Below are 17594 nucleotides of genomic sequence, written 5' to 3' on the forward strand. Positions count from 1 at the left end.
AGATACAGGCACTCTGACGATGAAAATTATTATTCTCGGCGCAGGCCAGGTCGGCGGCACGCTGGCAGAAAACCTGGTGGGTGAAAACAACGACATCACCGTGGTTGACAGCGATCCCTCACGTTTACGCGTGCTGCAGGATAAATTCGATCTGCGCGTGGTGCAGGGACACGGTTCCCATCCGCGCGTACTGCGTGAGGCCGGTGCGGAAGACGCCGATATGCTGGTTGCGGTAACCAGTTCTGACGAGACCAACATGATCGCCTGTCAGATTGCTTACTCGCTGTTTAATACCCCAAACCGCATCGCACGTATTCGTGCCGCCGATTATCTGCGCGATGCGGACAAACTGTTTGTGCCGGAAGCCGTGCCGATTGACCACCTGATATCGCCGGAACAGCTGGTTATCGATAACATTTACCGGCTGATTCAGTATCCGGGTGCCCTGCAGGTGGTGAACTTTGCCGAAGGCAAAGTCAGTCTTGCCGTGGTAAAGGCCTATTATGGCGGGCCGCTGGTCGGGAATCCCCTGTCAATTCTGCGCGAGCACATGCCGCATATTGATACGCGCGTGGCGGCGATCTTTCGCCAGGATCGCCCTATCCGACCACAGGGATCGACCATTGTCGAAGCCGGCGACGAAGTGTTTTTCATTGCGGCAAGCCAGCATATCCGGGCAGTAATGAGTGAAATGCAGCGGCTGGAGAAACCCTACAAACGCATCATGCTGGTAGGCGGCGGCAATATTGGCTTTGGACTCGCTCAGCGACTGGAAAAACAGTACAGCGTGAAACTGATTGAACGTAATCAGCAGCGCGCGGCGGAACTGGCTGAGCATCTGCAGGACACCATTGTGTTTTATGGCGATGCCTCTGACCAGGAGCTTCTGGCTGAAGAACACGTAGAACAGGTAGATCTGTTCATCGCCGTCACTAACGACGATGAAGCCAACATTATGTCTGCCATGCTGGCCAAGAAAATGGGGGCGAAAAAGGTCATGGTGCTGATCCAGCGCCGTGCTTATGTAGACCTGGTCCAGGGCAGCGTGATCGATATCGCGATTTCACCGCAGCAGGCGACCATCTCTGCCTTGCTTGGCCATGTGCGCAAAGCAGATATTGTGGGCGTTTCGTCACTGCGTCGCGGCATCGCGGAAGCCATTGAAGCCATTGCACACGGGGATGAAACGACGTCGCGCGTTGTAGGCCGCCTGATTGAAGACATCAAGCTGCCGCCAGGCACGATTATCGGTGCGGTGGTGCGCGGGGACGAAGTGATCATCGCCAATGATAACGTGCGCATCGAGCAAGGCGATCACGTCATCATGTTCCTGACGGACAAGAAATTCGTGCCGGATGTGGAGCGATTGTTCCAGCCGAGCCCGTTCTTTTTATAATCGTCAGAGAAGAGCGGCCGTTATCGCTGCGTTTAATCCGTTGTAATAATGGCAATTACACAAAGGTTTGTTAGACTTTAGCCATTGGCCAAGGCAAGGAGATAACAATGAGTTTTTTCAAAGAGTTTCGTGATTTTGCGATGCGCGGAAACGTGGTGGATCTGGCTGTCGGTGTGATCATCGGTGCTGCATTCGGTAAAATCGTTTCCTCATTAGTTGCCAACATCATTATGCCGCCGCTGGGTTTACTGATTGGTGGTGTGGATTTCAAACAGTTCAAATGGGTGCTGAAACCCGCACAAGGTGATGTGCCTGCGGTCGTTATGGAATACGGAACCTTTATTCAGTCCATTTTCGATTTCGTTATCGTCGCATTCGCTATTTTCATCGCGATCAAGCTGATGAATAAACTGTATAAGAAAAAAGAAGTTGAAAAGCCGGCACCAAAACCGTCTAACGAAGAAGTGCTGCTGACTGAGATCCGCGATCTGCTGAAACAGCAAAATAGCAAAGTGTGATGCGAAAAAGCCGCCTGAATCAGGCGGCTTTTTTGTCGCTGAAGCAGAAGGCCAGTGGTAAACACGCTTGCTTACCACTGGCCTCCCGGCTTTCGGCCTTACTGATGTGTTTCTCTTTACGCCGGTAACTGCCTTTACCTTTTTGGTTCTGCTCGATGCGCTGACGATAAAGCGGATCATGTAGCAGTGCTTCCAGCGCATTATCATTGATCTTGCCTTTACGGTGCTGATAGTGACTCATTTCATTCCTCCTGATTGCGGAAAGGTAACTTTATACCTGACAGGCAATTTTTCAATCCCTGCGGCAGCAAATTTCAGTCTGCGGATCTGACCCGGTTTCCAGTGCCTCCAGAATGGAGCAGCAGGCTGAACTGTGCCGATCGCCGCAGCAGGTTTCTGCTAAACGCTGCAGCGAGCGCTGGATGGTTTGTAACTCTGCAATCATGCCAGTCACTTCATCCAGCCGCTTTGCCACGATCGCTTTGGATTCCTGACAGGTATGGTGTTCCGGATCGATGCGGATCGACAGCAAATCGCGGATCGATTCCAGGCTGAAACCCAGCTGTCGGCCATAACGAATAAAGCGCAGCCGCTGCAGATCGTTGTCGCTGTAGAGGCGAAAACCGCCCTGTGTGCGCACTTCATGATCCATCATCTGCTGTTTTTCGTAAAAGCGGATGGTATCGGGTGTCACATCCGCCAGTTTTGCCAGCTGGCCAATACGATACATGCTATTCCTCCTGCTGCAGGCGCTGAGTAATGCTGTTGCGGTATTCACTGTGCAAAAAATCTGTACTCATGCCGGCCTGGCGTAATTTTATCTCCAGCAGGGACAGTCGCTTCGCCACCTCGCGCGTTTGCCTGTCGGCGGGGTCGAGTTCATGCAGAAGATCGTTTAGTTCCAGTGCTTCGCGCCGCATGGCCAGTTCCGGTGGAAGAAAGCCGGCATTTTTCAGTAAGCGATAACCGGTTCGCAGCTCAGCGGGTACAGCGCTGTCATCATCCAGCTGCAGGGGTGCGCCTTCACCGGGCAGATTACTCAGCTCACCTTTTTCCAGCGCGTCACGGATATGTTGTTCAGCGAGCTGATCAATTAACCACATAGCAGCCTCCTTAACGTCAGACAGCCATCAGCATAGCGCAACAGAAAGGGATGGGAAAAACAGCAGGCAATAAAAAACCCGCCGAAGCGGGTTTTTTACGATACTGCAAATTACTCTGCAGCAGCTTCTGCTTGAGCTTCTGGACGATCAACCAGCTCGATGTATGCCATCGGAGCGTTGTCACCAGCACGGAAGCCACACTTCAGAATACGAGTGTAACCACCGGCACGGCTCGCGAAACGCGGGCCCAGCTCGTTAAACAGTTTTGCCACGATCTCGTTATCACGAGTACGGGCGAATGCCAGACGACGATTAGCTACGCTGTCGGTCTTGGCAAGAGTAATCAGCGGCTCAACTACGCGACGCAGCTCTTTGGCTTTCGGCAGAGTCGTCTTAATGATCTCATGACGAACCAGAGAACCAGCCATGTTGCGGAACATAGCCTGACGATGGCTGCTGTTACGGTTCAGTTGACGACCACTCTTACGATGGCGCATGACCTTATCCTTCTCAGTGAAACCTTAACCTGTGATCGGGTTATTCATCAGCAATGCTAGCCGGTGGCCAGTTTTCCAGGCGCATGCCCAGAGACAGACCACGTGATGCGAGCACGTCTTTAATCTCGGTAAGAGATTTTTTACCCAGGTTAGGCGTTTTAAGCAGCTCAACCTCGGTACGCTGTACCAGATCACCGATGTAGTGGATAGCTTCTGCCTTAAGGCAGTTAGCAGAGCGGACAGTCAATTCCAGATCGTCAACAGGGCGCAGCAGGATCGGATCGAATTCTGGTTTCTCTTCTTTAACTTCCGGCTGACGTACATCACGTAAATCAACGAAAGCTTCCAGTTGTTCTGCCAGGATGGTTGCCGCACGACGAATCGCCTCTTCAGGATCGATTGTGCCGTTGGTTTCCATTTCGATGACCAGCTTGTCCAGGTCGGTGCGCTGTTCTACACGCGCTGCTTCAACATTGTAGGCGATACGGTCTACAGGGCTGTAGCAAGCGTCAACCAACAGACGGCCGATTGGGCGCTCATCTTCTTCCGAATGAATTCGGGCAGAAGCCGGCACATAACCACGACCACGCTGAACTTTGATACGCATGCTGATAGCAGCGTTTTCATCGGTCAGATGGCAGATCACATGCTGCGGCTTGACGATTTCGACATCACCGTCATGGGTAATGTCGGCTGCAGTCACAGGGCCAATGCCAGATTTATTCAGAGTGAGGATAACTTCATCTTTACCCTGAACTCTTACCGCCAGCCCTTTCAGATTGAGCAGGATTTCCAGGATATCTTCCTGTACGCCCTCTTTGGTGGAGTACTCGTGCAGCACGCCATCAATCTCAACCTCGGTCACCGCGCAACCCGGCATGGAAGAAAGCAGAATACGGCGCAGTGCGTTACCAAGAGTATGGCCAAAGCCACGCTCTAATGGTTCAAGGGTCACCTTGGCGTGCGTCGAACTCACTTGCTCGATATCTACCAGGCGCGGTTTTAGAAACTCTGTCACAGAACCCTGCATTGTGTCCTCTCTTTGGTACTAAGCTTTACTTAGAGTAAAGCTCGACGATCAGGTGTTCGTTAATGTCCGCAGACAGATCGGTACGCTCAGGAATACGCTTGAACACACCTTCCATCTTAGTCGCATCAACTTCCAGCCAGGTTGGCTTTTCACGCTGCTCAGCCAGCTCCAGAGCGGCCTTCACGCGAGATTGCTTTTTGGCTTTCTCACGGATGCTTACGACATCATTCGGAGATACCTGATAAGAAGCGATGTTAACAACGCGGCCGTTCACCAGGATGGATTTGTGGCTAACCAGCTGACGTGCTTCTGCACGCGTGGCACCAAAGCCCATACGGTAAACTACGTTGTCCAGACGACCTTCCAGCAGAGCTAACAGGTTTTCACCGGTGTTGCCTTTCAGACGCGCTGCTTCTTTATAGTAGTTACGGAACTGACGCTCCAGCACGCCGTAGATACGACGGACTTTTTGCTTTTCACGTAACTGGCCGCCGTAATCAGACAGACGCGGTTTACGCGCACCATGCTGACCAGGGGCTTGTTCAATTTTGCACTTGGAATCAATCGCGCGAACGCCAGACTTAAGGAATAAGTCAGTGCCCTCACGACGGCTCAGCTTGAGCTTAGGACCCAAATATCTTGCCATTTTCTTTCTCCAACTAACCTAAAAAACGGGGCGTTAAACGCGACGTTTTTTCGGCGGACGACAACCGTTGTGAGGGATCGGAGTCACATCAGTAATATTCGTGATGCGGAAACCAGCGGCGTTCAGAGCACGAATCGTAGATTCGCGACCCGGACCCGGACCCTTAACCATAACTTCCAGGTTCTTAATACCGTAATCTTTCACGGCTTCTGCACAGCGCTCTGCAGCGACCTGAGCAGCAAACGGAGTAGATTTACGTGAACCGCGGAAACCGGAACCACCGGCGGTTGCCCAACCCAGTGCGTTACCCTGACGATCAGTAATAGTAACGATGGTGTTGTTAAAAGACGCATGGACATGAGCCACGCCATCTGAGACTTGTTTTCTTACACGCTTACGTGCACGAACTGGTGCCTTTGCCATTATTTACTCACCCCGATTATTTCTTGATCGGTTTACGCGGACCCTTACGGGTACGTGCGTTGGTCTTAGTACGCTGACCGCGAACCGGCAGACCACGACGATGGCGTAAACCACGGTAGCAACCAAGGTCCATCAGACGCTTGATGCTCAGGGTGATTTCACGGCGCAGATCACCTTCAACAACGAATTTACCAACTGCATCACGCAGCTGATCAATTTGTTCTTCAGACAGCTCACTGATCTTAACATTTTCAGCGATGCCCGTTTCAGCGCAGATGGCTTTAGAACGGGTTTTGCCGATACCGAAGATCGAAGTTAATGCGATAACGGTATGTTTATGATCAGGAATGTTAATGCCTGCTATACGGGCCACTATGCACTCCTATAATTAAATAAATGCGAACCATGCTGAAAAGCCCGTTTTCAGGATACTCAAATGGAAACGCATCGACATACAAAAGATTGGCTGGCTAATCTAGCCAGCTCAACCCGACTTTGCAAGAAAAATATGTGACTTAATCAGCCCTGGCGCTGTTTATGCTTAGGCTCGGCGCTGCAGATCACACGTACGACACCGTCGCGACGAATGATTTTGCAGTTACGACATAATTTCTTGACGGAAGCACGAACTTTCATTTTTACTCTCCGTAACTTCTCAAGCTACTGAATTAACGGCCATAGCCTTTCAGGTTAGCTTTCTTCAATGCAGACTCGTACTGACTGGACATCATCAGAGTTTGCACTTGAGCCATAAAGTCCATGATGACGACCACTACGATCAGCAGCGAGGTGCCGCCAAAGTAGAAGGGAACCTTCATGGCATCACGCATGAACTCCGGGATCAGGCAGATAAAAGTAATATACAGTGCGCCGATTAAGGTCAGACGTGTCATTACTTTATCGATGTACTTCGCCGTTTGCTCTCCCGGACGAATTCCCGGTACGAATGCACCAGACTTCTTCAGGTTATCTGCTGTTTCACGCGGGTTGAAAACCAACGCCGTATAGAAGAAACAGAAGAAGATGATTGCAGTCGCATAGAGTAGCACATAAAGCGGCTGTCCTGGCTGCAAATACAGCGAAATTGTTGTCAGCCAGTTCCAACCACTACCGCTCCCGAACCAGGATGCTATCGTTGCCGGGAACAGAATAATGCTGGAAGCAAAGATTGCCGGGATTACGCCCGCCATGTTCACTTTCAACGGTAAATGTGTGCTCTGTGCAGCATATACACGACGGCCCTGCTGACGTTTTGCGTAGTTGACCACGATACGACGCTGGCCACGCTCGACGAAAATAACAAAGAACGTCACTGCAAATACAAGAACTGCAACCAACAGCAACAGAAGGAAGTGCAGGTCGCCTTGCCGCGCTTGCTCGATGGTATGGCCAATGGCCGGCGGAAGACCCGCAACAATACCTGCGAAGATAATGATCGAGATACCGTTGCCGATACCCCGTTCAGTAATCTGTTCGCCCAGCCACATCAGGAACATTGTCCCGGTAACCAGACTTACAACAGCGGTAAAGTAGAAAGCAAAGCCCGGATTTAACACCAGGCCCTGCATTCCCGGCATATTCGGCAGACCGGTAGCGATACCGATCGACTGAAATACAGCCAGAACCAGTGTGCCGTAGCGGGTGTACTGGCTGATCTTACGACGACCAGCTTCACCCTCTTTCTTGATCTCAGCTAACGCGGGATGAACCACGGTCAGCAGCTGGATAATAATAGAGGCCGAAATATACGGCATAATACCCAGCGCGAAGATTGAGGCACGACTGAGAGCACCACCAGAGAACATGTTGAACATTTCAATGATGGTGCCACGCTGTTGCTCAAGCAGTTTGGCAAGTACAGTGGCATCAATACCGGGGATTGGAATAAAAGAGCCAATACGGAAGACAATCAGTGCACCGATTACAAACAACAGTCTGCGCTTCAGTTCACCAAAGCCACCTTTGGCACTTTGAAAATCTAATCCCGGTTGCTTTGCCATCTGCTACTTATTCCTCGATTTTACCGCCAGCAGCTTCGATTGCAGCACGCGCGCCTTTCGTCACACGCAGACCACGAATCGTTACCGGTGCAGAAACTTCACCAGACAGAATCACTTTCGCGAATTCAATCTGAACACCGATGATGTTTGCTGCTTTCAGTGTGTTCAGGTCGACAATACCGCCTTCCACTTTCGCCAGATCAGACAGACGCACTTCTGCAGTCACGAATGATTTGCGTGAGGTGAAGCCGAATTTCGGCAGACGACGGTACAGAGGCATCTGACCACCCTCGAAACCGCGACGTACGCCACCGCCAGAACGAGACTTCTGACCTTTGTGACCACGACCGCCGGTTTTGCCGAGGCCAGAACCGATACCACGACCCAGACGCTTAGAAGCGTGTTTAGACCCTTCGGCCGGAGACAGAGTGTTTAAACGCATCTCTTACTCCTCCACTTTCAGCATGTAGGAAATCGCGTTGATCATACCGCGTACAGCTGGCGTGTCTTCACGCTCAACGGTGTGACCAATACGACGCAGACCCAGGCCAACCAGAGTGGCTTTGTGCTTAGGCAGGCGGCCGATTGAGCTACGGGTTTGTGTAATTTTAATAGTCTTAGCCATCGTGATTACCCCAGAATTTCTTCAACGGATTTACCACGCTTGGCAGCGACCATTTCCGGAGACTTCATATTGCCCAGGCCGTCGATAGTTGCACGAACCACGTTGATCGGGTTAGTGGAACCATAGGCTTTAGCCAGAACGTTATGAACTCCAGCGACTTCCAGGACGGCGCGCATTGCACCACCGGCGATGATACCGGTACCTTCAGAAGCCGGCTGCATGAACACACGAGAACCCGTGTGCGCACCTTTAACCGGGTGCTGCAGGGTGCCGTGAGTCAGCGCGACATTAATCATATTGCGACGGGCTTTTTCCATCGCTTTCTGGATCGCTGCTGGAACTTCACGCGCTTTACCGTAACCAAAACCAACGCGACCGTTACCATCACCCACTACAGTCAGTGCGGTGAAGGAGAAAATACGACCACCTTTCACAGTTTTAGAAACACGGTTTACCGCGATCAGTTTTTCCTGCAGTTCGCCAGCTTGTTTCTCGATGTGTGCCATCTTAGACCTCTACCTTAGAACTGAAGGCCAGCTTCACGAGCAGCATCTGCAAGTGCCTGGACGCGACCATGATATTGGAAACCGGAACGGTCGAAAGAAACATCTTTGATGCCTTTTTCGATAGCGCGCTCTGCCAGAGCTTTACCTACAGCTGCAGCGGCGTCTTTGTTGCCGGTATACTTCAGTTGTTCAGCGATAGCTTTTTCTACAGTAGAAGCAGCAACCAGAACTTCGGAACCGTTCGGGGCGATTACCTGTGCGTAAATGTGACGCGGGGTACGATGTACCACCAGGCGAGTAGCACCCAGCTCTTTGAGCTTGCGACGTGCACGGGTCGCACGACGGATACGAGCAGATTTCTTATCCATAGTGTTACCTTACTTCTTCTTAGCCTCTTTGGTACGCACGACTTCGTCGGCGTAACGAACACCCTTGCCTTTGTAAGGCTCAGGACGACGGTAGGCGCGCAGATCAGCTGCAACCTGACCAATCAGCTGCTTATCAGCGCCTTTCAGCACGATCTCAGTCTGAGTTGGGCATTCAGCAGTGATGCCGGCCGGCAGTGCATGGTCAACAGGGTGAGAGAAGCCCAGGGCCAGACTCACAGAGTTGCCTTTAACAGCTGCACGATAACCAACACCAACCAGTTGCAGCTTCTTGGTGAAGCCTTCGGTAACACCGATAACCATGCCGTTCAGCAGCGCACGAGCAGTACCTGCCTGTGCCCAACCATCCGCATAACCTTCACGTGGCGCGAAAGTCAGGGTGTTGTCTGCATGCTTAACTTCTACAGCACTGTTGATAGTACGAGTCAGCTCGCCGTTTTTGCCTTTGATCGAAATTTCCTGACCGTTGAGTTTTACCTCTACGCCGGCAGGAACAACGACAGGTGCTTTTGCAACACGAGACATTTTATCCTCCGATTACGCTACGTAGCAGATAATTTCGCCACCAAGACCAGCCTGGCGCGCTGCACGATCAGTCATGACACCTTTAGAGGTAGAAATTACAGCGATGCCCAGACCGGCCATAACTTTTGGCAGCTCATCTTTTTTCTTATAGATGCGCAGACCTGGACGGCTAACACGCTGAATGCTTTCCACCACAGCTTTACCCTGGAAGTACTTAAGAGTCAGTTCCAGTTCCTGCTTGATGTCGCCTTCGATTTTAAAATCTTCAATGTAGCCTTCTTCCTTCAGCACGTTGGCAATTGCCACTTTCAGCTTGGAGGAAGGCATAGAGACCGCAACTTTGTTCGCGGCCTGACCGTTACGGATACGGGTCAGCATATCCGCGATCGGATCTTGCATGCTCATCTGTGTTACTCCCGTGATTCAAATGGTGACAATTACCAGCTAGCCTTTTTCAGACCCGGGATTTCACCGCGCATTGCGGCTTCACGGACCTTGATACGGCTCAACCCAAACTTCCGCAGGAAACCGTGCGGACGACCTGTCTGACGGCAGCGGTTACGCTGACGTGAAGGGCTGGAATCACGCGGCAGACTCTGCAGCTTGAGAACGGCGTTCCAACGGTCTTCGTCGGATGCGTTCACATCAGAAATGATCGCTTTCAGTTCAGCGCGTTTTGCGAAGAACTTGTCTGCTAATTTCACACGCTTAACTTCGCGTGCTTTCATAGATTGCTTAGCCATTAAGTAACCCTACCTTACTTGCGGAACGGGAAGTCAAAGGCAGCCAGCAGAGCACGGCCTTCATCATCAGATTTCGCAGTAGTGGTAATGGTAATATCCAAACCACGAACGCGATCGACTTTGTCATAGTCGATTTCTGGGAAGATGATCTGCTCACGAACGCCCATGCTGTAGTTACCACGACCGTCGAAAGACTTCGCGGACAGACCACGGAAGTCACGGATACGCGGTACAGCAATAGTGATCAGACGCTCAAAGAACTCCCACATGCGCTCGCCACGCAGAGTTACTTTACAGCCGATCGGATAGCCCTGACGGATTTTGAAGCCTGCAACTGATTTGCGTGCTTTGGTGATCAGCGGTTTTTGACCGGAGATTGCTGCCAGGTCAGCTGCTGCGTTATCCAGCAGTTTCTTGTCAGCGATCGCTTCACCAACACCCATGTTCAGGGTGATCTTCTCGACCCGAGGGACTTGCATGACAGAATTGTAGCCAAACTCTGTCATGAGTTTCTGGACTACTTCGTCTTTGTAGTAATCATGCAGTTTCGCCATCGTACTACTCCAAATTACTTGATAGTTTCGCTGTTAGACTTGAAGAAACGGACTTTTTTGCCGTCTTCGAATCTAAAGCCTACACGGTCAGCCTTGCCGGTTGCCGCATTGAAGATTGCAACGTTAGAAACCTGAATTGCAGCTTCTTTTTCAACGATGCCGCCTGGCTGGTTCAGAGCCGGAACCGGCTTCTGGTGTTTCTTAACCAGGTTGATACCTTCAACGATGACCTTACCAGAAGTCAGGACATTCTTTACTTTACCGCGTTTACCTTTGTCTTTGCCGGTAAGCACGATAACTTCGTCATTACGACGGATTTTCGCTGCCATTGTTCGCTCCTTAGAGTACTTCTGGTGCCAGAGAGATAATTTTCATGAACTTTTCAGTACGAAGTTCACGAGTTACCGGCCCAAAAATACGCGTTCCGATTGGCTGCTCGCTGTTATTGTTCAGAATAACGCATGCATTACCATCGAAGCGAATGACAGAACCGTCCGGGCGACGAACACCCTTCCTGGTGCGCACCACTACCGCTTTCAGGACATCACCTTTTTTCACCTTGCCACGCGGAATTGCTTCCTTGATGGTCACTTTGATGATATCGCCGACGCCTGCGTAGCGACGGTGCGAGCCACCCAGAACCTTGATACACATTACGCGACGTGCACCGGAGTTGTCGGCGACGTTCAGCATAGTCTGTTCTTGGATCATTTTAGTGCTCCGCTAATGTCAACTACTACTTCGGGACCCAAACCTCAGGTCGTTAAAAAGCCCCATATTTGAGGGCGCGGCATTATAACACCGGTTCTCGCAGATGGGTAGAAAAAATGAACGGCTCACAGGAGCCGTTCATTTTATTTTTTAGAGGAGCGGATTCTATTACAGAATCGCTTTCTCTACAACGCGAACCAGCGTCCAGGACTTAGTCTTGGACAGCGGACGGGTTTCGCGGATTTCTACCACGTCACCAATACCGCATTCGTTGTTCTCGTCATGGATGTGCAGCTTAGTCGTACGCTTAATGAATTTACCGTAGATCGGGTGCTTCACGAAACGCTCGATAGCAACAACAGCAGATTTCTGCATTTTGTCACTAACAACACGACCCTGCAGAGTACGGATTTTATCGGTCATTACGCCGCCTTCTCAGTCAGTAAAGTCTTAACGCGTGCAACATCACGGCGAACTTGCTTCAGCAGATGGGTCTGCTGCAGCTGGCCGGATGCTGCCTGCATGCGCAGGTTAAACTGCTCGCGCAGGAGGTTAAGCAGCTCAGTGTTCAGCTCTTCAACGCTTTTTTCACGCAGCTCAGTTGCTTTCATTACATCACCGTCTTAGTTACAAAGGTGGTTTTGATAGGCAGTTTTGCTGCTGCCAGCTTGAATGCTTCACGGGCCAGCTCTTCCGGTACGCCGTCCATTTCATACAGGACTTTACCTGGCTGGATCAGGGCAACCCAATACTCCACGTTACCCTTACCTTTACCCATACGCACTTCCAGCGGCTTCTCGGTGATTGGTTTGTCCGGGAATACACGGATCCAAATCTTACCTTGACGCTTAACTGCACGGGTCATAGCACGACGTGCTGCTTCGATCTGACGAGCAGTCAGACGACCACGGCCAACAGCTTTCAGACCGAAAGTACCGAAGCTAACATCCGTACCCTGCGCCAGACCGCGGTTACGGCCTTTGTGCACTTTACGGAATTTTGTACGCTTTGGTTGTAACATCAGCGACTCTCCTTACTTACGGCCTTTACGCTGCTGCTTTTTAGGTTGAGCAGCCGGTTCCGGTTGTTCAACAGCAGCCATACCACCCAGGATCTCACCTTTGAAGATCCATACCTTAACGCCGATTACACCATAAGTGGTGTGCGCTTCAGAGGTGTTGTAGTCAATGTCAGCACGCAGCGTGTGCAGTGGTACGCGACCTTCACGGTACCATTCGGTACGTGCGATCTCAGCACCGCCCAGACGGCCGCTAACTTCAACTTTGATACCTTTAGCGCCCAGACGCATTGCGTTCTGTACAGCACGCTTCATCGCACGACGGAACATCACACGACGCTCCAGCTGAGAAGTGATGCTGTCAGCAACCAGTTTTGCGTCCAGTTCCGGTTTACGGACTTCGGCGATATTGATCTGTGCAGGCACGCCAGCGATGTTCGCGACGACCGTGCGCAGTTTTTCTACGTCTTCACCTTTCTTACCGATAACGATGCCCGGGCGAGCAGTGTGAATAGTCACACGGATGCTCTTCGCAGGACGCTCGATAACGATGCGAGATACAGACGCTTTTGCCAGTTCTTTGTTCAGGAACTGACGTACTTTAAAGTCGCTGTCCAGGTTGTCAGCGAATTCTTTGGTGTTCGCAAACCAGGTAGAGTTCCATGGTTTTACAATACCCAGGCGAATACCATTAGGATGTACTTTCTGACCCATTGCTAGTCTCCAGAGTCTCAGCGATCGGACACAACCACAGTAATGTGGCTGGTGCGCTTCAGGATGCGATCTGCACGACCTTTCGCACGCGGCATAATGCGCTTCATGCTTGGGCCTTCGTCTACGAAAATTTTCGCAACTTTCAGATCGTCGATATCAGCGCCATCGTTGTGTTCGGCGTTAGCAATGGCAGATTCCAGGACTTTCTTAACCAGTACAGCCGCTTTCTTGTTGGTGTAAGTCAGAATATCCAGAGCCTGCGACACTTTCTTACCGCGAATCAGGTCAGCAACAAGGCGAACCTTCTGAGCAGAAGAACGAGCATGGCGATGTTGAGCAATAGTTTCCATCTCTTCCTCCTACTTATTTCTTCTTGGCTTTCTTATCTGCAGCATGGCCGCGATAAGTACGTGTCGGTGCAAATTCACCCAGCTTGTGGCCGACCATTTCGTCGGAAACAAAGACAGGAACGTGCTGACGACCATTATGGACAGCGATGGTCAAACCGATCATGTTAGGGAAGATCGTTGAACGACGGGACCAAGTGCGCAGGGGCTTCTTGTCACCGCTTTCCACCGCTTTCTCTACCTTCTTCAGCAAGTGCAGGTCAATAAAAGGACCTTTCTTGAGAGAACGTGGCATGGCTTATCCTCTAAAATTATTTGCTACGGCGACGTACGATAAATTTATCAGTACGCTTGTTGCTACGGGTCTTCTTACCTTTGGTCTGAACGCCCCACGGAGTGACCGGGTGCTTACCAAAGTTACGACCTTCACCACCACCGTGCGGGTGATCGACTGGGTTCATCGCAGTACCGCGAACGGTAGGACGAACACCACGCCAACGGGTTGCACCGGCTTTACCCAGAACGCGCAGCATGTGCTCAGCGTTACCGACTTCGCCCAGGGTTGCGCGGCAGTCAGCTTCGACTTTACGCATTTCGCCTGAACGCAGACGCAGGGTCACGTAAGAACCTTCACGCGCAACGATCTGCACGTAAGCACCAGCAGAACGGGCAATCTGACCGCCTTTGCCTGGTTTCATTTCTACGTTGTGCACGGTAGAACCAACTGGGATGTTACGCATCGGCAGGGTGTTGCCTGCTTTGATCGCAGCATCAACGCCAGACTGAATCTGGTCGCCAGCTTTCAGGCCTTTAGGGGCCAGGATGTAACGGCGCTCGCCATCTTTGTACAGAACCAGTGCGATGTTCGCAGAACGGTTCGGATCGTACTCAAGACGCTCAACAACTGCCGGGATACCATCTTTGTTGCGTTTGAAGTCAACAATACGGTAAGCCTGCTTGTGACCACCACCGATATGACGGGTAGTGATACGACCATTGTTGTTACGACCACCGGATTTGCTGTTTTTTTCAACCAGCGCGGCAAAAGGCTTGCCTTTGTGCAGCTCAGGGTTCACCACTTTAACTACGTGGCGACGACCCGGAGATGTCGGTTTACATTTAACAACTGCCATTGTCTTTCTCCTCCGACTTACTCAGCGCCGCCGACGAAGTCCAGGTTCTGGCCTTCTTTCAGGGTGACGTAAGCTTTTTTCCAGTCGCTACGACGACCGATACGCTGTCCGTGACGCTTAACTTTGCCCTTAACAACCAGGGTGTTTACGTCTTTAACTTCTACTTCGAACAGCTTCTCAACAGCAGCAACGATCTCTGCTTTGGTCGCGTCTTTTGCAACTTTGAGAACGATGGTGTTTGTTTTTTCCATCGCGGTTGATGCTTTTTCAGATACGTGCGGCGCGCGCAGTACTTTCAGCAGACGTTCTTCACGGATCATGCCAGCATCTCCTCAACTTGCTTAACTGCTTCAGCAGTCATAACGACTTTGTCGAAGGCGATCAGGCTAACTGGGTCGATACCCGCTGCATCACGCACGTCAACCTTGTACAGGTTACGCGCAGCCAGGAACAGATTTTCATCCAGTTCACCGGTGATGATCAGCACGTCTTCCAGCGCCATGTCTTTCAGTTTCTGTACCAGCAGCTTAGTTTTAGGCGCTTCTACAGAGAACGACTCGACAACGATCAGACGGTCCTGACGTACCAGCTCGGACAGAATGCTTTTCAGCGCGCCGCGGTACATCTTTTTGTTAACTTTTTGACTGTGGTCCTGTGGCTTTGCAGCGAAGGTCACGCCACCTGAACGCCAGATCGGGCTCTTGATAGAACCTGAACGCGCACGGCCGGTACCTTTCTGGCGCCATGGCTTTTTGCCTGAACCAGTAATTTCGGCACGAGTTTTCTGCGCGCGAGTACCCTGACGAGCACCTGCAGCGTAAGCAACAACAACCTGGTGAACCAGCGCTTCGTTGAAATCACGACCGAAGGTAGTTTCGGAAACAGTCAGCGCGCTCTGCGCGTCTTTCAGTACTAATTCCATTGCTATCCCCTTACGCCTTCACAGCTGGTTTAACAATCAGGTCGCTGCCGGTCGCACCCGGGACAGCACCTTTGACCAGCAGCAGGTTGCGCTCAGCGTCAACACGTACTACTTCCAGGCTCTGAACGGTTACGCGCTCATTACCCAGCTGACCAGCCATTTTCTTGCCTTTGAACACTTTGCCCGGAGTCTGGTTCTGACCGATAGAACCCGGAACGCGGTGAGACAAGGAGTTACCGTGAGTAGCGTCCTGGGTACGGAAGTTCCAGCGCTTAACGGTACCTGCGAAACCTTTACCTTTAGAGGTACCGGTAACGTCTACTTTTTTAACGTCAGCGAAAATTTCAACACTGATGCTCTGGCCAACAGAGTATTCTTCACCTTCGGTGCGGAATTCCCACAGACCACGGCCAGCTTCAACGCCAGCTTTAGCAAAATGACCTGCTTCCGGCTTGCCAACACGGTTTGCTTTTTTAGCACCGGTGGTAACCTGGATCGCCTGGTAACCATCGTTTTCCAGACCTTTGACCTGGGTAACGCGGTTTGCTTCAACTTCGATTACGGTTACTGGGATTGAAACGCCTTCTTCAGTGAAGATGCGAGTCATGCCCACTTTTTTACCGACTAAACCAATCATTGTATCAACCTCTCAATCGCTCGATGACCTGATTAACCCAGGCTGATCTGCACGTCTACACCGGCAGCCAGATCCAGACGCATCAGAGCATCAACGGTTTTTTCAGTTGGCTCAACGATGTCTACCAGACGCTTGTGAGTGCGGATTTCGTACTGATCACGCGCATCTTTGTTAACGTGCGGAGAGATCAGAACAGTGAAGCGCTCTTTGCGAGTCGGCAGCGGGATCGGACCACGGACCTGCGCACCAGTGCGCTTGGCAGTCTCGACGATTTCCGCGGTTGATTGATCGATCAGGCGATGATCAAACGCTTTAAGACGGATACGGATTCTTTGGTTCGACATGAGACCAAGGCTCCAAACATTTTATAAACGAAAAAAATTACTACCCACACCCATTACGATTGATGGGGGAGTGTAATCGTTCAGCATATAACTCCCCAATCGGGAGTATTGTCAGGCGATACAGTTACCGCTATCGCCTGCGATTCTGCTCGAATCGCGCCACACCAATATCGGCAGGCCCGCGCATTATACGGAAATCTGTTCAGGAAGCAACCCGTGCTGCGTTTTTAACCGAAAAAGGTACGGCAGCACATAAAAAAGCCCGCAGCGCGCTGTTCTGCGCGGCGGGCCGGGGCTGTATTCCGGATGGCAGACGCTAGTCGCTGCCCTCATCTTTAAGTTGCGCCTGCAGGTAATTCTGCAAACCAATTTTCTGAATCAAATCGAGTTCGGTCTCCAGCCAGTCGATGTGATGCTCCTCTTCCGCGAGGATTTCAATCATCATATCGCGGCTGACGTAGTCATGAACCTTATCGGCCCAGGCGATCGCCTCACGTAAATCTTTTGCCCCTTCCAGCTCCAGTGTCAGGTCGGACTGCAGCATCTCCGGCACATCTTCGCCGATGCGCAGCCGGCCCAGATCCTGCAGATTGGGAATGCCTTCCAGAAACAGGATGCGCTCAATGTACTTATCCGCATGCTTCATTTCATCGATGGATTCGTGGTATTCGACATCGTTGAGGCGCATCAGGCCCCAGTTTTTAAACATGCGCGCATGCAGAAAATACTGGTTAATCGCTACCAGTTCATTTCCCAGCAATTTATTGAGGTAATTTATGACTTTGACGTCGCCCTTCATTTCGCTTCCTCCGCTGC

Annotated in this window: 34 protein-coding genes; 2 read left to right on the top strand and 32 right to left on the bottom strand. The window is 51.3% G+C overall.

Going from position 1 to position 17594, the window contains the following annotated elements; translation table 11 throughout:
* Positions 1-19: 19 nt before the first annotated feature.
* Together trkA and mscL are read left to right on the top strand one after the other, a co-directional pair.
* Positions 20-1396: a Trk system potassium transporter TrkA gene (gene trkA, locus D8B20_RS15625; RefSeq protein WP_145889720.1), complete on the top strand. Its 1377-nt coding sequence runs from the start codon at positions 20-22 to the stop codon at positions 1394-1396.
* 107 nt (positions 1397-1503) lie between these two features.
* Positions 1504-1914 carry a large-conductance mechanosensitive channel protein MscL gene (gene mscL, locus D8B20_RS15630; protein WP_145889722.1) on the top strand — a complete coding sequence of 137 codons (411 nt, stop codon included), beginning with the start codon at positions 1504-1506 and terminating at the stop codon, positions 1912-1914.
* 19 nt (positions 1915-1933) lie between these two features.
* Here mscL and D8B20_RS15635 read toward each other — a convergent pair whose 3' ends face one another.
* From D8B20_RS15635 to bfr, 32 genes are all read right to left on the bottom strand, one after another.
* Positions 1934-2155, bottom strand: a complete 222-nt coding sequence (locus D8B20_RS15635; protein ID WP_145889724.1) for an alternative ribosome-rescue factor A — start codon at positions 2153-2155, stop codon at positions 1934-1936.
* 51 nt (positions 2156-2206) lie between these two features.
* Positions 2207-2644, bottom strand: coding sequence for a Zn(2+)-responsive transcriptional regulator (zntR, locus tag D8B20_RS15640; protein ID WP_145889726.1), 438 nt, complete (start codon positions 2642-2644; stop codon positions 2207-2209).
* A 1-nt stretch (position 2645) separates the two neighbouring features.
* Positions 2646-3017, bottom strand: coding sequence for a DnaJ family domain-containing protein (locus tag D8B20_RS15645; protein ID WP_145889727.1), 372 nt, complete (start codon positions 3015-3017; stop codon positions 2646-2648).
* Positions 3018-3127: 110 nt separating this feature from the next.
* The gene (rplQ, locus tag D8B20_RS15650; protein WP_003850180.1) at positions 3128-3514 is read right to left on the bottom strand and encodes a 50S ribosomal protein L17; all 387 of its coding nucleotides are present in this window, start codon (positions 3512-3514) and stop codon (positions 3128-3130) included.
* Positions 3515-3554: 40 nt separating this feature from the next.
* The gene (locus D8B20_RS15655) at positions 3555-4544 is read right to left on the bottom strand and encodes a DNA-directed RNA polymerase subunit alpha (RefSeq protein ID WP_003850179.1); all 990 of its coding nucleotides are present in this window, start codon (positions 4542-4544) and stop codon (positions 3555-3557) included.
* 25 nt (positions 4545-4569) lie between these two features.
* Positions 4570-5190, bottom strand: a complete 621-nt coding sequence (gene rpsD / locus D8B20_RS15660) for a 30S ribosomal protein S4 (protein ID WP_013510754.1) — start codon at positions 5188-5190, stop codon at positions 4570-4572.
* A 33-nt stretch (positions 5191-5223) separates the two neighbouring features.
* Complete coding sequence (rpsK, locus tag D8B20_RS15665; RefSeq protein ID WP_004160563.1) at positions 5224-5613, bottom strand: 30S ribosomal protein S11; 390 nt, start codon at positions 5611-5613, stop codon at positions 5224-5226.
* Between the two features lie 16 nt (positions 5614-5629).
* Entirely contained in the window at positions 5630-5986 is a 357-nt protein-coding gene (gene rpsM, locus D8B20_RS15670) for a 30S ribosomal protein S13 (RefSeq protein WP_145889729.1), read from the bottom strand.
* 146 nt (positions 5987-6132) lie between these two features.
* A complete protein-coding gene (gene rpmJ / locus D8B20_RS15675) occupies positions 6133-6249 on the bottom strand; it encodes a 50S ribosomal protein L36 (protein WP_004160566.1) in 117 nt (38 codons plus the stop codon).
* A gap of 32 nt (positions 6250-6281) precedes the next feature.
* Entirely contained in the window at positions 6282-7613 is a 1332-nt protein-coding gene (gene secY / locus D8B20_RS15680) for a preprotein translocase subunit SecY (RefSeq protein WP_145889731.1), read from the bottom strand.
* Between the two features lie 7 nt (positions 7614-7620).
* Positions 7621-8055: a 50S ribosomal protein L15 gene (gene rplO, locus D8B20_RS15685; protein WP_021508221.1), complete on the bottom strand. Its 435-nt coding sequence runs from the start codon at positions 8053-8055 to the stop codon at positions 7621-7623.
* Between the two features lie 3 nt (positions 8056-8058).
* Positions 8059-8238, bottom strand: a complete 180-nt coding sequence (rpmD, locus tag D8B20_RS15690) for a 50S ribosomal protein L30 (RefSeq protein ID WP_013510758.1) — start codon at positions 8236-8238, stop codon at positions 8059-8061.
* A 5-nt stretch (positions 8239-8243) separates the two neighbouring features.
* Positions 8244-8744, bottom strand: a complete 501-nt coding sequence (gene rpsE / locus D8B20_RS15695) for a 30S ribosomal protein S5 (protein ID WP_013510759.1) — start codon at positions 8742-8744, stop codon at positions 8244-8246.
* A 14-nt stretch (positions 8745-8758) separates the two neighbouring features.
* Positions 8759-9112 carry a 50S ribosomal protein L18 gene (gene rplR, locus D8B20_RS15700; protein WP_013510760.1) on the bottom strand — a complete coding sequence of 118 codons (354 nt, stop codon included), beginning with the start codon at positions 9110-9112 and terminating at the stop codon, positions 8759-8761.
* A 9-nt stretch (positions 9113-9121) separates the two neighbouring features.
* On the bottom strand, positions 9122-9655 hold the full coding sequence (gene rplF / locus D8B20_RS15705) for a 50S ribosomal protein L6 (RefSeq protein WP_145889733.1): 534 nt from the start codon (positions 9653-9655) through the stop codon (positions 9122-9124).
* Between the two features lie 12 nt (positions 9656-9667).
* A complete protein-coding gene (gene rpsH / locus D8B20_RS15710) occupies positions 9668-10060 on the bottom strand; it encodes a 30S ribosomal protein S8 (RefSeq protein ID WP_128602636.1) in 393 nt (130 codons plus the stop codon).
* Between the two features lie 32 nt (positions 10061-10092).
* A complete protein-coding gene (gene rpsN, locus D8B20_RS15715; protein WP_010618564.1) occupies positions 10093-10398 on the bottom strand; it encodes a 30S ribosomal protein S14 in 306 nt (101 codons plus the stop codon).
* Between the two features lie 14 nt (positions 10399-10412).
* Positions 10413-10952, bottom strand: a complete 540-nt coding sequence (rplE, locus tag D8B20_RS15720) for a 50S ribosomal protein L5 (RefSeq protein WP_013510763.1) — start codon at positions 10950-10952, stop codon at positions 10413-10415.
* A 14-nt stretch (positions 10953-10966) separates the two neighbouring features.
* Positions 10967-11281 (bottom strand): 50S ribosomal protein L24, encoded by a 315-nt coding sequence (gene rplX, locus D8B20_RS15725; RefSeq protein WP_021508218.1) that lies wholly within the window; start codon positions 11279-11281, stop codon positions 10967-10969.
* A 10-nt stretch (positions 11282-11291) separates the two neighbouring features.
* Positions 11292-11663, bottom strand: a complete 372-nt coding sequence (gene rplN, locus D8B20_RS15730) for a 50S ribosomal protein L14 (protein ID WP_006120590.1) — start codon at positions 11661-11663, stop codon at positions 11292-11294.
* Between the two features lie 168 nt (positions 11664-11831).
* A complete protein-coding gene (rpsQ, locus tag D8B20_RS15735; protein WP_010618568.1) occupies positions 11832-12086 on the bottom strand; it encodes a 30S ribosomal protein S17 in 255 nt (84 codons plus the stop codon).
* The gene (gene rpmC / locus D8B20_RS15740; protein WP_021508217.1) at positions 12086-12274 is read right to left on the bottom strand and encodes a 50S ribosomal protein L29; all 189 of its coding nucleotides are present in this window, start codon (positions 12272-12274) and stop codon (positions 12086-12088) included. The genes rpsQ and rpmC overlap by 1 nt, the downstream gene beginning before the upstream one ends.
* Positions 12274-12684: a 50S ribosomal protein L16 gene (rplP, locus tag D8B20_RS15745; protein WP_002438716.1), complete on the bottom strand. Its 411-nt coding sequence runs from the start codon at positions 12682-12684 to the stop codon at positions 12274-12276. Before rplP ends, rpmC begins: the two co-directional genes overlap by 1 nt.
* Positions 12685-12696: 12 nt before the next feature.
* On the bottom strand, positions 12697-13395 hold the full coding sequence (rpsC, locus tag D8B20_RS15750; RefSeq protein ID WP_021508216.1) for a 30S ribosomal protein S3: 699 nt from the start codon (positions 13393-13395) through the stop codon (positions 12697-12699).
* Between the two features lie 17 nt (positions 13396-13412).
* Entirely contained in the window at positions 13413-13745 is a 333-nt protein-coding gene (rplV, locus tag D8B20_RS15755) for a 50S ribosomal protein L22 (protein ID WP_007891659.1), read from the bottom strand.
* Between the two features lie 13 nt (positions 13746-13758).
* A complete protein-coding gene (rpsS, locus tag D8B20_RS15760) occupies positions 13759-14037 on the bottom strand; it encodes a 30S ribosomal protein S19 (protein WP_001138115.1) in 279 nt (92 codons plus the stop codon).
* Positions 14038-14053: 16 nt separating this feature from the next.
* Complete coding sequence (rplB, locus tag D8B20_RS15765) at positions 14054-14875, bottom strand: 50S ribosomal protein L2 (protein ID WP_010618573.1); 822 nt, start codon at positions 14873-14875, stop codon at positions 14054-14056.
* A gap of 17 nt (positions 14876-14892) precedes the next feature.
* Positions 14893-15195, bottom strand: a complete 303-nt coding sequence (gene rplW, locus D8B20_RS15770; protein WP_010618574.1) for a 50S ribosomal protein L23 — start codon at positions 15193-15195, stop codon at positions 14893-14895.
* Positions 15192-15797, bottom strand: a complete 606-nt coding sequence (gene rplD, locus D8B20_RS15775) for a 50S ribosomal protein L4 (RefSeq protein WP_145889735.1) — start codon at positions 15795-15797, stop codon at positions 15192-15194. Before rplD ends, rplW begins: the two co-directional genes overlap by 4 nt.
* A gap of 10 nt (positions 15798-15807) precedes the next feature.
* Positions 15808-16434, bottom strand: coding sequence for a 50S ribosomal protein L3 (gene rplC, locus D8B20_RS15780; protein ID WP_021508214.1), 627 nt, complete (start codon positions 16432-16434; stop codon positions 15808-15810).
* Positions 16435-16466: 32 nt separating this feature from the next.
* Positions 16467-16778 (bottom strand): 30S ribosomal protein S10, encoded by a 312-nt coding sequence (rpsJ, locus tag D8B20_RS15785; RefSeq protein WP_006120582.1) that lies wholly within the window; start codon positions 16776-16778, stop codon positions 16467-16469.
* A gap of 316 nt (positions 16779-17094) precedes the next feature.
* The gene (gene bfr, locus D8B20_RS15790; RefSeq protein WP_145889738.1) at positions 17095-17577 is read right to left on the bottom strand and encodes a bacterioferritin; all 483 of its coding nucleotides are present in this window, start codon (positions 17575-17577) and stop codon (positions 17095-17097) included.
* Positions 17578-17594 lie beyond the last annotated feature (17 nt).

Source organism: Candidatus Pantoea soli, assembly GCF_007833795.1.
Lineage (GTDB): Bacteria > Pseudomonadota > Gammaproteobacteria > Enterobacterales > Enterobacteriaceae > Pantoea > Pantoea soli.

Coding starts and splice junctions, on each gene's coding strand:
- rpsN (WP_010618564.1), bottom strand. CDS start 10,398: ATGGCTAAGCAATCTATGAAAGCACGCGAAGTTAAGCGTGTGAAATTA.
- rpsD (WP_013510754.1), bottom strand. CDS start 5,190: ATGGCAAGATATTTGGGTCCTAAGCTCAAGCTGAGCCGTCGTGAGGGC.
- rplF (WP_145889733.1), bottom strand. CDS start 9,655: ATGTCTCGTGTTGCAAAAGCACCTGTCGTTGTTCCTGCCGGCGTAGAG.
- rplC (WP_021508214.1), bottom strand. CDS start 16,434: ATGATTGGTTTAGTCGGTAAAAAAGTGGGCATGACTCGCATCTTCACT.
- rpsH (WP_128602636.1), bottom strand. CDS start 10,060: ATGAGCATGCAAGATCCGATCGCGGATATGCTGACCCGTATCCGTAAC.
- D8B20_RS15655 (WP_003850179.1), bottom strand. CDS start 4,544: ATGCAGGGTTCTGTGACAGAGTTTCTAAAACCGCGCCTGGTAGATATC.
- rplO (WP_021508221.1), bottom strand. CDS start 8,055: ATGCGTTTAAACACTCTGTCTCCGGCCGAAGGGTCTAAACACGCTTCT.
- rplQ (WP_003850180.1), bottom strand. CDS start 3,514: ATGCGCCATCGTAAGAGTGGTCGTCAACTGAACCGTAACAGCAGCCAT.
- rplD (WP_145889735.1), bottom strand. CDS start 15,797: ATGGAATTAGTACTGAAAGACGCGCAGAGCGCGCTGACTGTTTCCGAA.
- rplP (WP_002438716.1), bottom strand. CDS start 12,684: ATGTTACAACCAAAGCGTACAAAATTCCGTAAAGTGCACAAAGGCCGT.
- rpsE (WP_013510759.1), bottom strand. CDS start 8,744: ATGGCACACATCGAGAAACAAGCTGGCGAACTGCAGGAAAAACTGATC.
- zntR (WP_145889726.1), bottom strand. CDS start 2,644: ATGTATCGTATTGGCCAGCTGGCAAAACTGGCGGATGTGACACCCGAT.
- rplX (WP_021508218.1), bottom strand. CDS start 11,281: ATGGCAGCGAAAATCCGTCGTAATGACGAAGTTATCGTGCTTACCGGC.
- rpmD (WP_013510758.1), bottom strand. CDS start 8,238: ATGGCTAAGACTATTAAAATTACACAAACCCGTAGCTCAATCGGCCGC.
- trkA (WP_145889720.1), top strand. CDS start 20: ATGAAAATTATTATTCTCGGCGCAGGCCAGGTCGGCGGCACGCTGGCA.
- rpsJ (WP_006120582.1), bottom strand. CDS start 16,778: ATGTCGAACCAAAGAATCCGTATCCGTCTTAAAGCGTTTGATCATCGC.
- rplW (WP_010618574.1), bottom strand. CDS start 15,195: ATGATCCGTGAAGAACGTCTGCTGAAAGTACTGCGCGCGCCGCACGTA.
- rpsK (WP_004160563.1), bottom strand. CDS start 5,613: ATGGCAAAGGCACCAGTTCGTGCACGTAAGCGTGTAAGAAAACAAGTC.
- D8B20_RS15635 (WP_145889724.1), bottom strand. CDS start 2,155: ATGAGTCACTATCAGCACCGTAAAGGCAAGATCAATGATAATGCGCTG.
- rpmC (WP_021508217.1), bottom strand. CDS start 12,274: ATGAAAGCAACTGAGCTGCGTGAAAAAAGCGTTGAAGAGCTGAACACT.
- rpsQ (WP_010618568.1), bottom strand. CDS start 12,086: ATGACCGATAAAATCCGTACTCTGCAGGGTCGTGTTGTTAGTGACAAA.
- rpsS (WP_001138115.1), bottom strand. CDS start 14,037: ATGCCACGTTCTCTCAAGAAAGGTCCTTTTATTGACCTGCACTTGCTG.
- secY (WP_145889731.1), bottom strand. CDS start 7,613: ATGGCAAAGCAACCGGGATTAGATTTTCAAAGTGCCAAAGGTGGCTTT.
- rplV (WP_007891659.1), bottom strand. CDS start 13,745: ATGGAAACTATTGCTCAACATCGCCATGCTCGTTCTTCTGCTCAGAAG.
- mscL (WP_145889722.1), top strand. CDS start 1,504: ATGAGTTTTTTCAAAGAGTTTCGTGATTTTGCGATGCGCGGAAACGTG.
- rpsC (WP_021508216.1), bottom strand. CDS start 13,395: ATGGGTCAGAAAGTACATCCTAATGGTATTCGCCTGGGTATTGTAAAA.
- rplE (WP_013510763.1), bottom strand. CDS start 10,952: ATGGCGAAACTGCATGATTACTACAAAGACGAAGTAGTCCAGAAACTC.
- rplB (WP_010618573.1), bottom strand. CDS start 14,875: ATGGCAGTTGTTAAATGTAAACCGACATCTCCGGGTCGTCGCCACGTA.
- rplN (WP_006120590.1), bottom strand. CDS start 11,663: ATGATCCAAGAACAGACTATGCTGAACGTCGCCGACAACTCCGGTGCA.
- rplR (WP_013510760.1), bottom strand. CDS start 9,112: ATGGATAAGAAATCTGCTCGTATCCGTCGTGCGACCCGTGCACGTCGC.
- bfr (WP_145889738.1), bottom strand. CDS start 17,577: ATGAAGGGCGACGTCAAAGTCATAAATTACCTCAATAAATTGCTGGGA.
- rpmJ (WP_004160566.1), bottom strand. CDS start 6,249: ATGAAAGTTCGTGCTTCCGTCAAGAAATTATGTCGTAACTGCAAAATC.
- D8B20_RS15645 (WP_145889727.1), bottom strand. CDS start 3,017: ATGTGGTTAATTGATCAGCTCGCTGAACAACATATCCGTGACGCGCTG.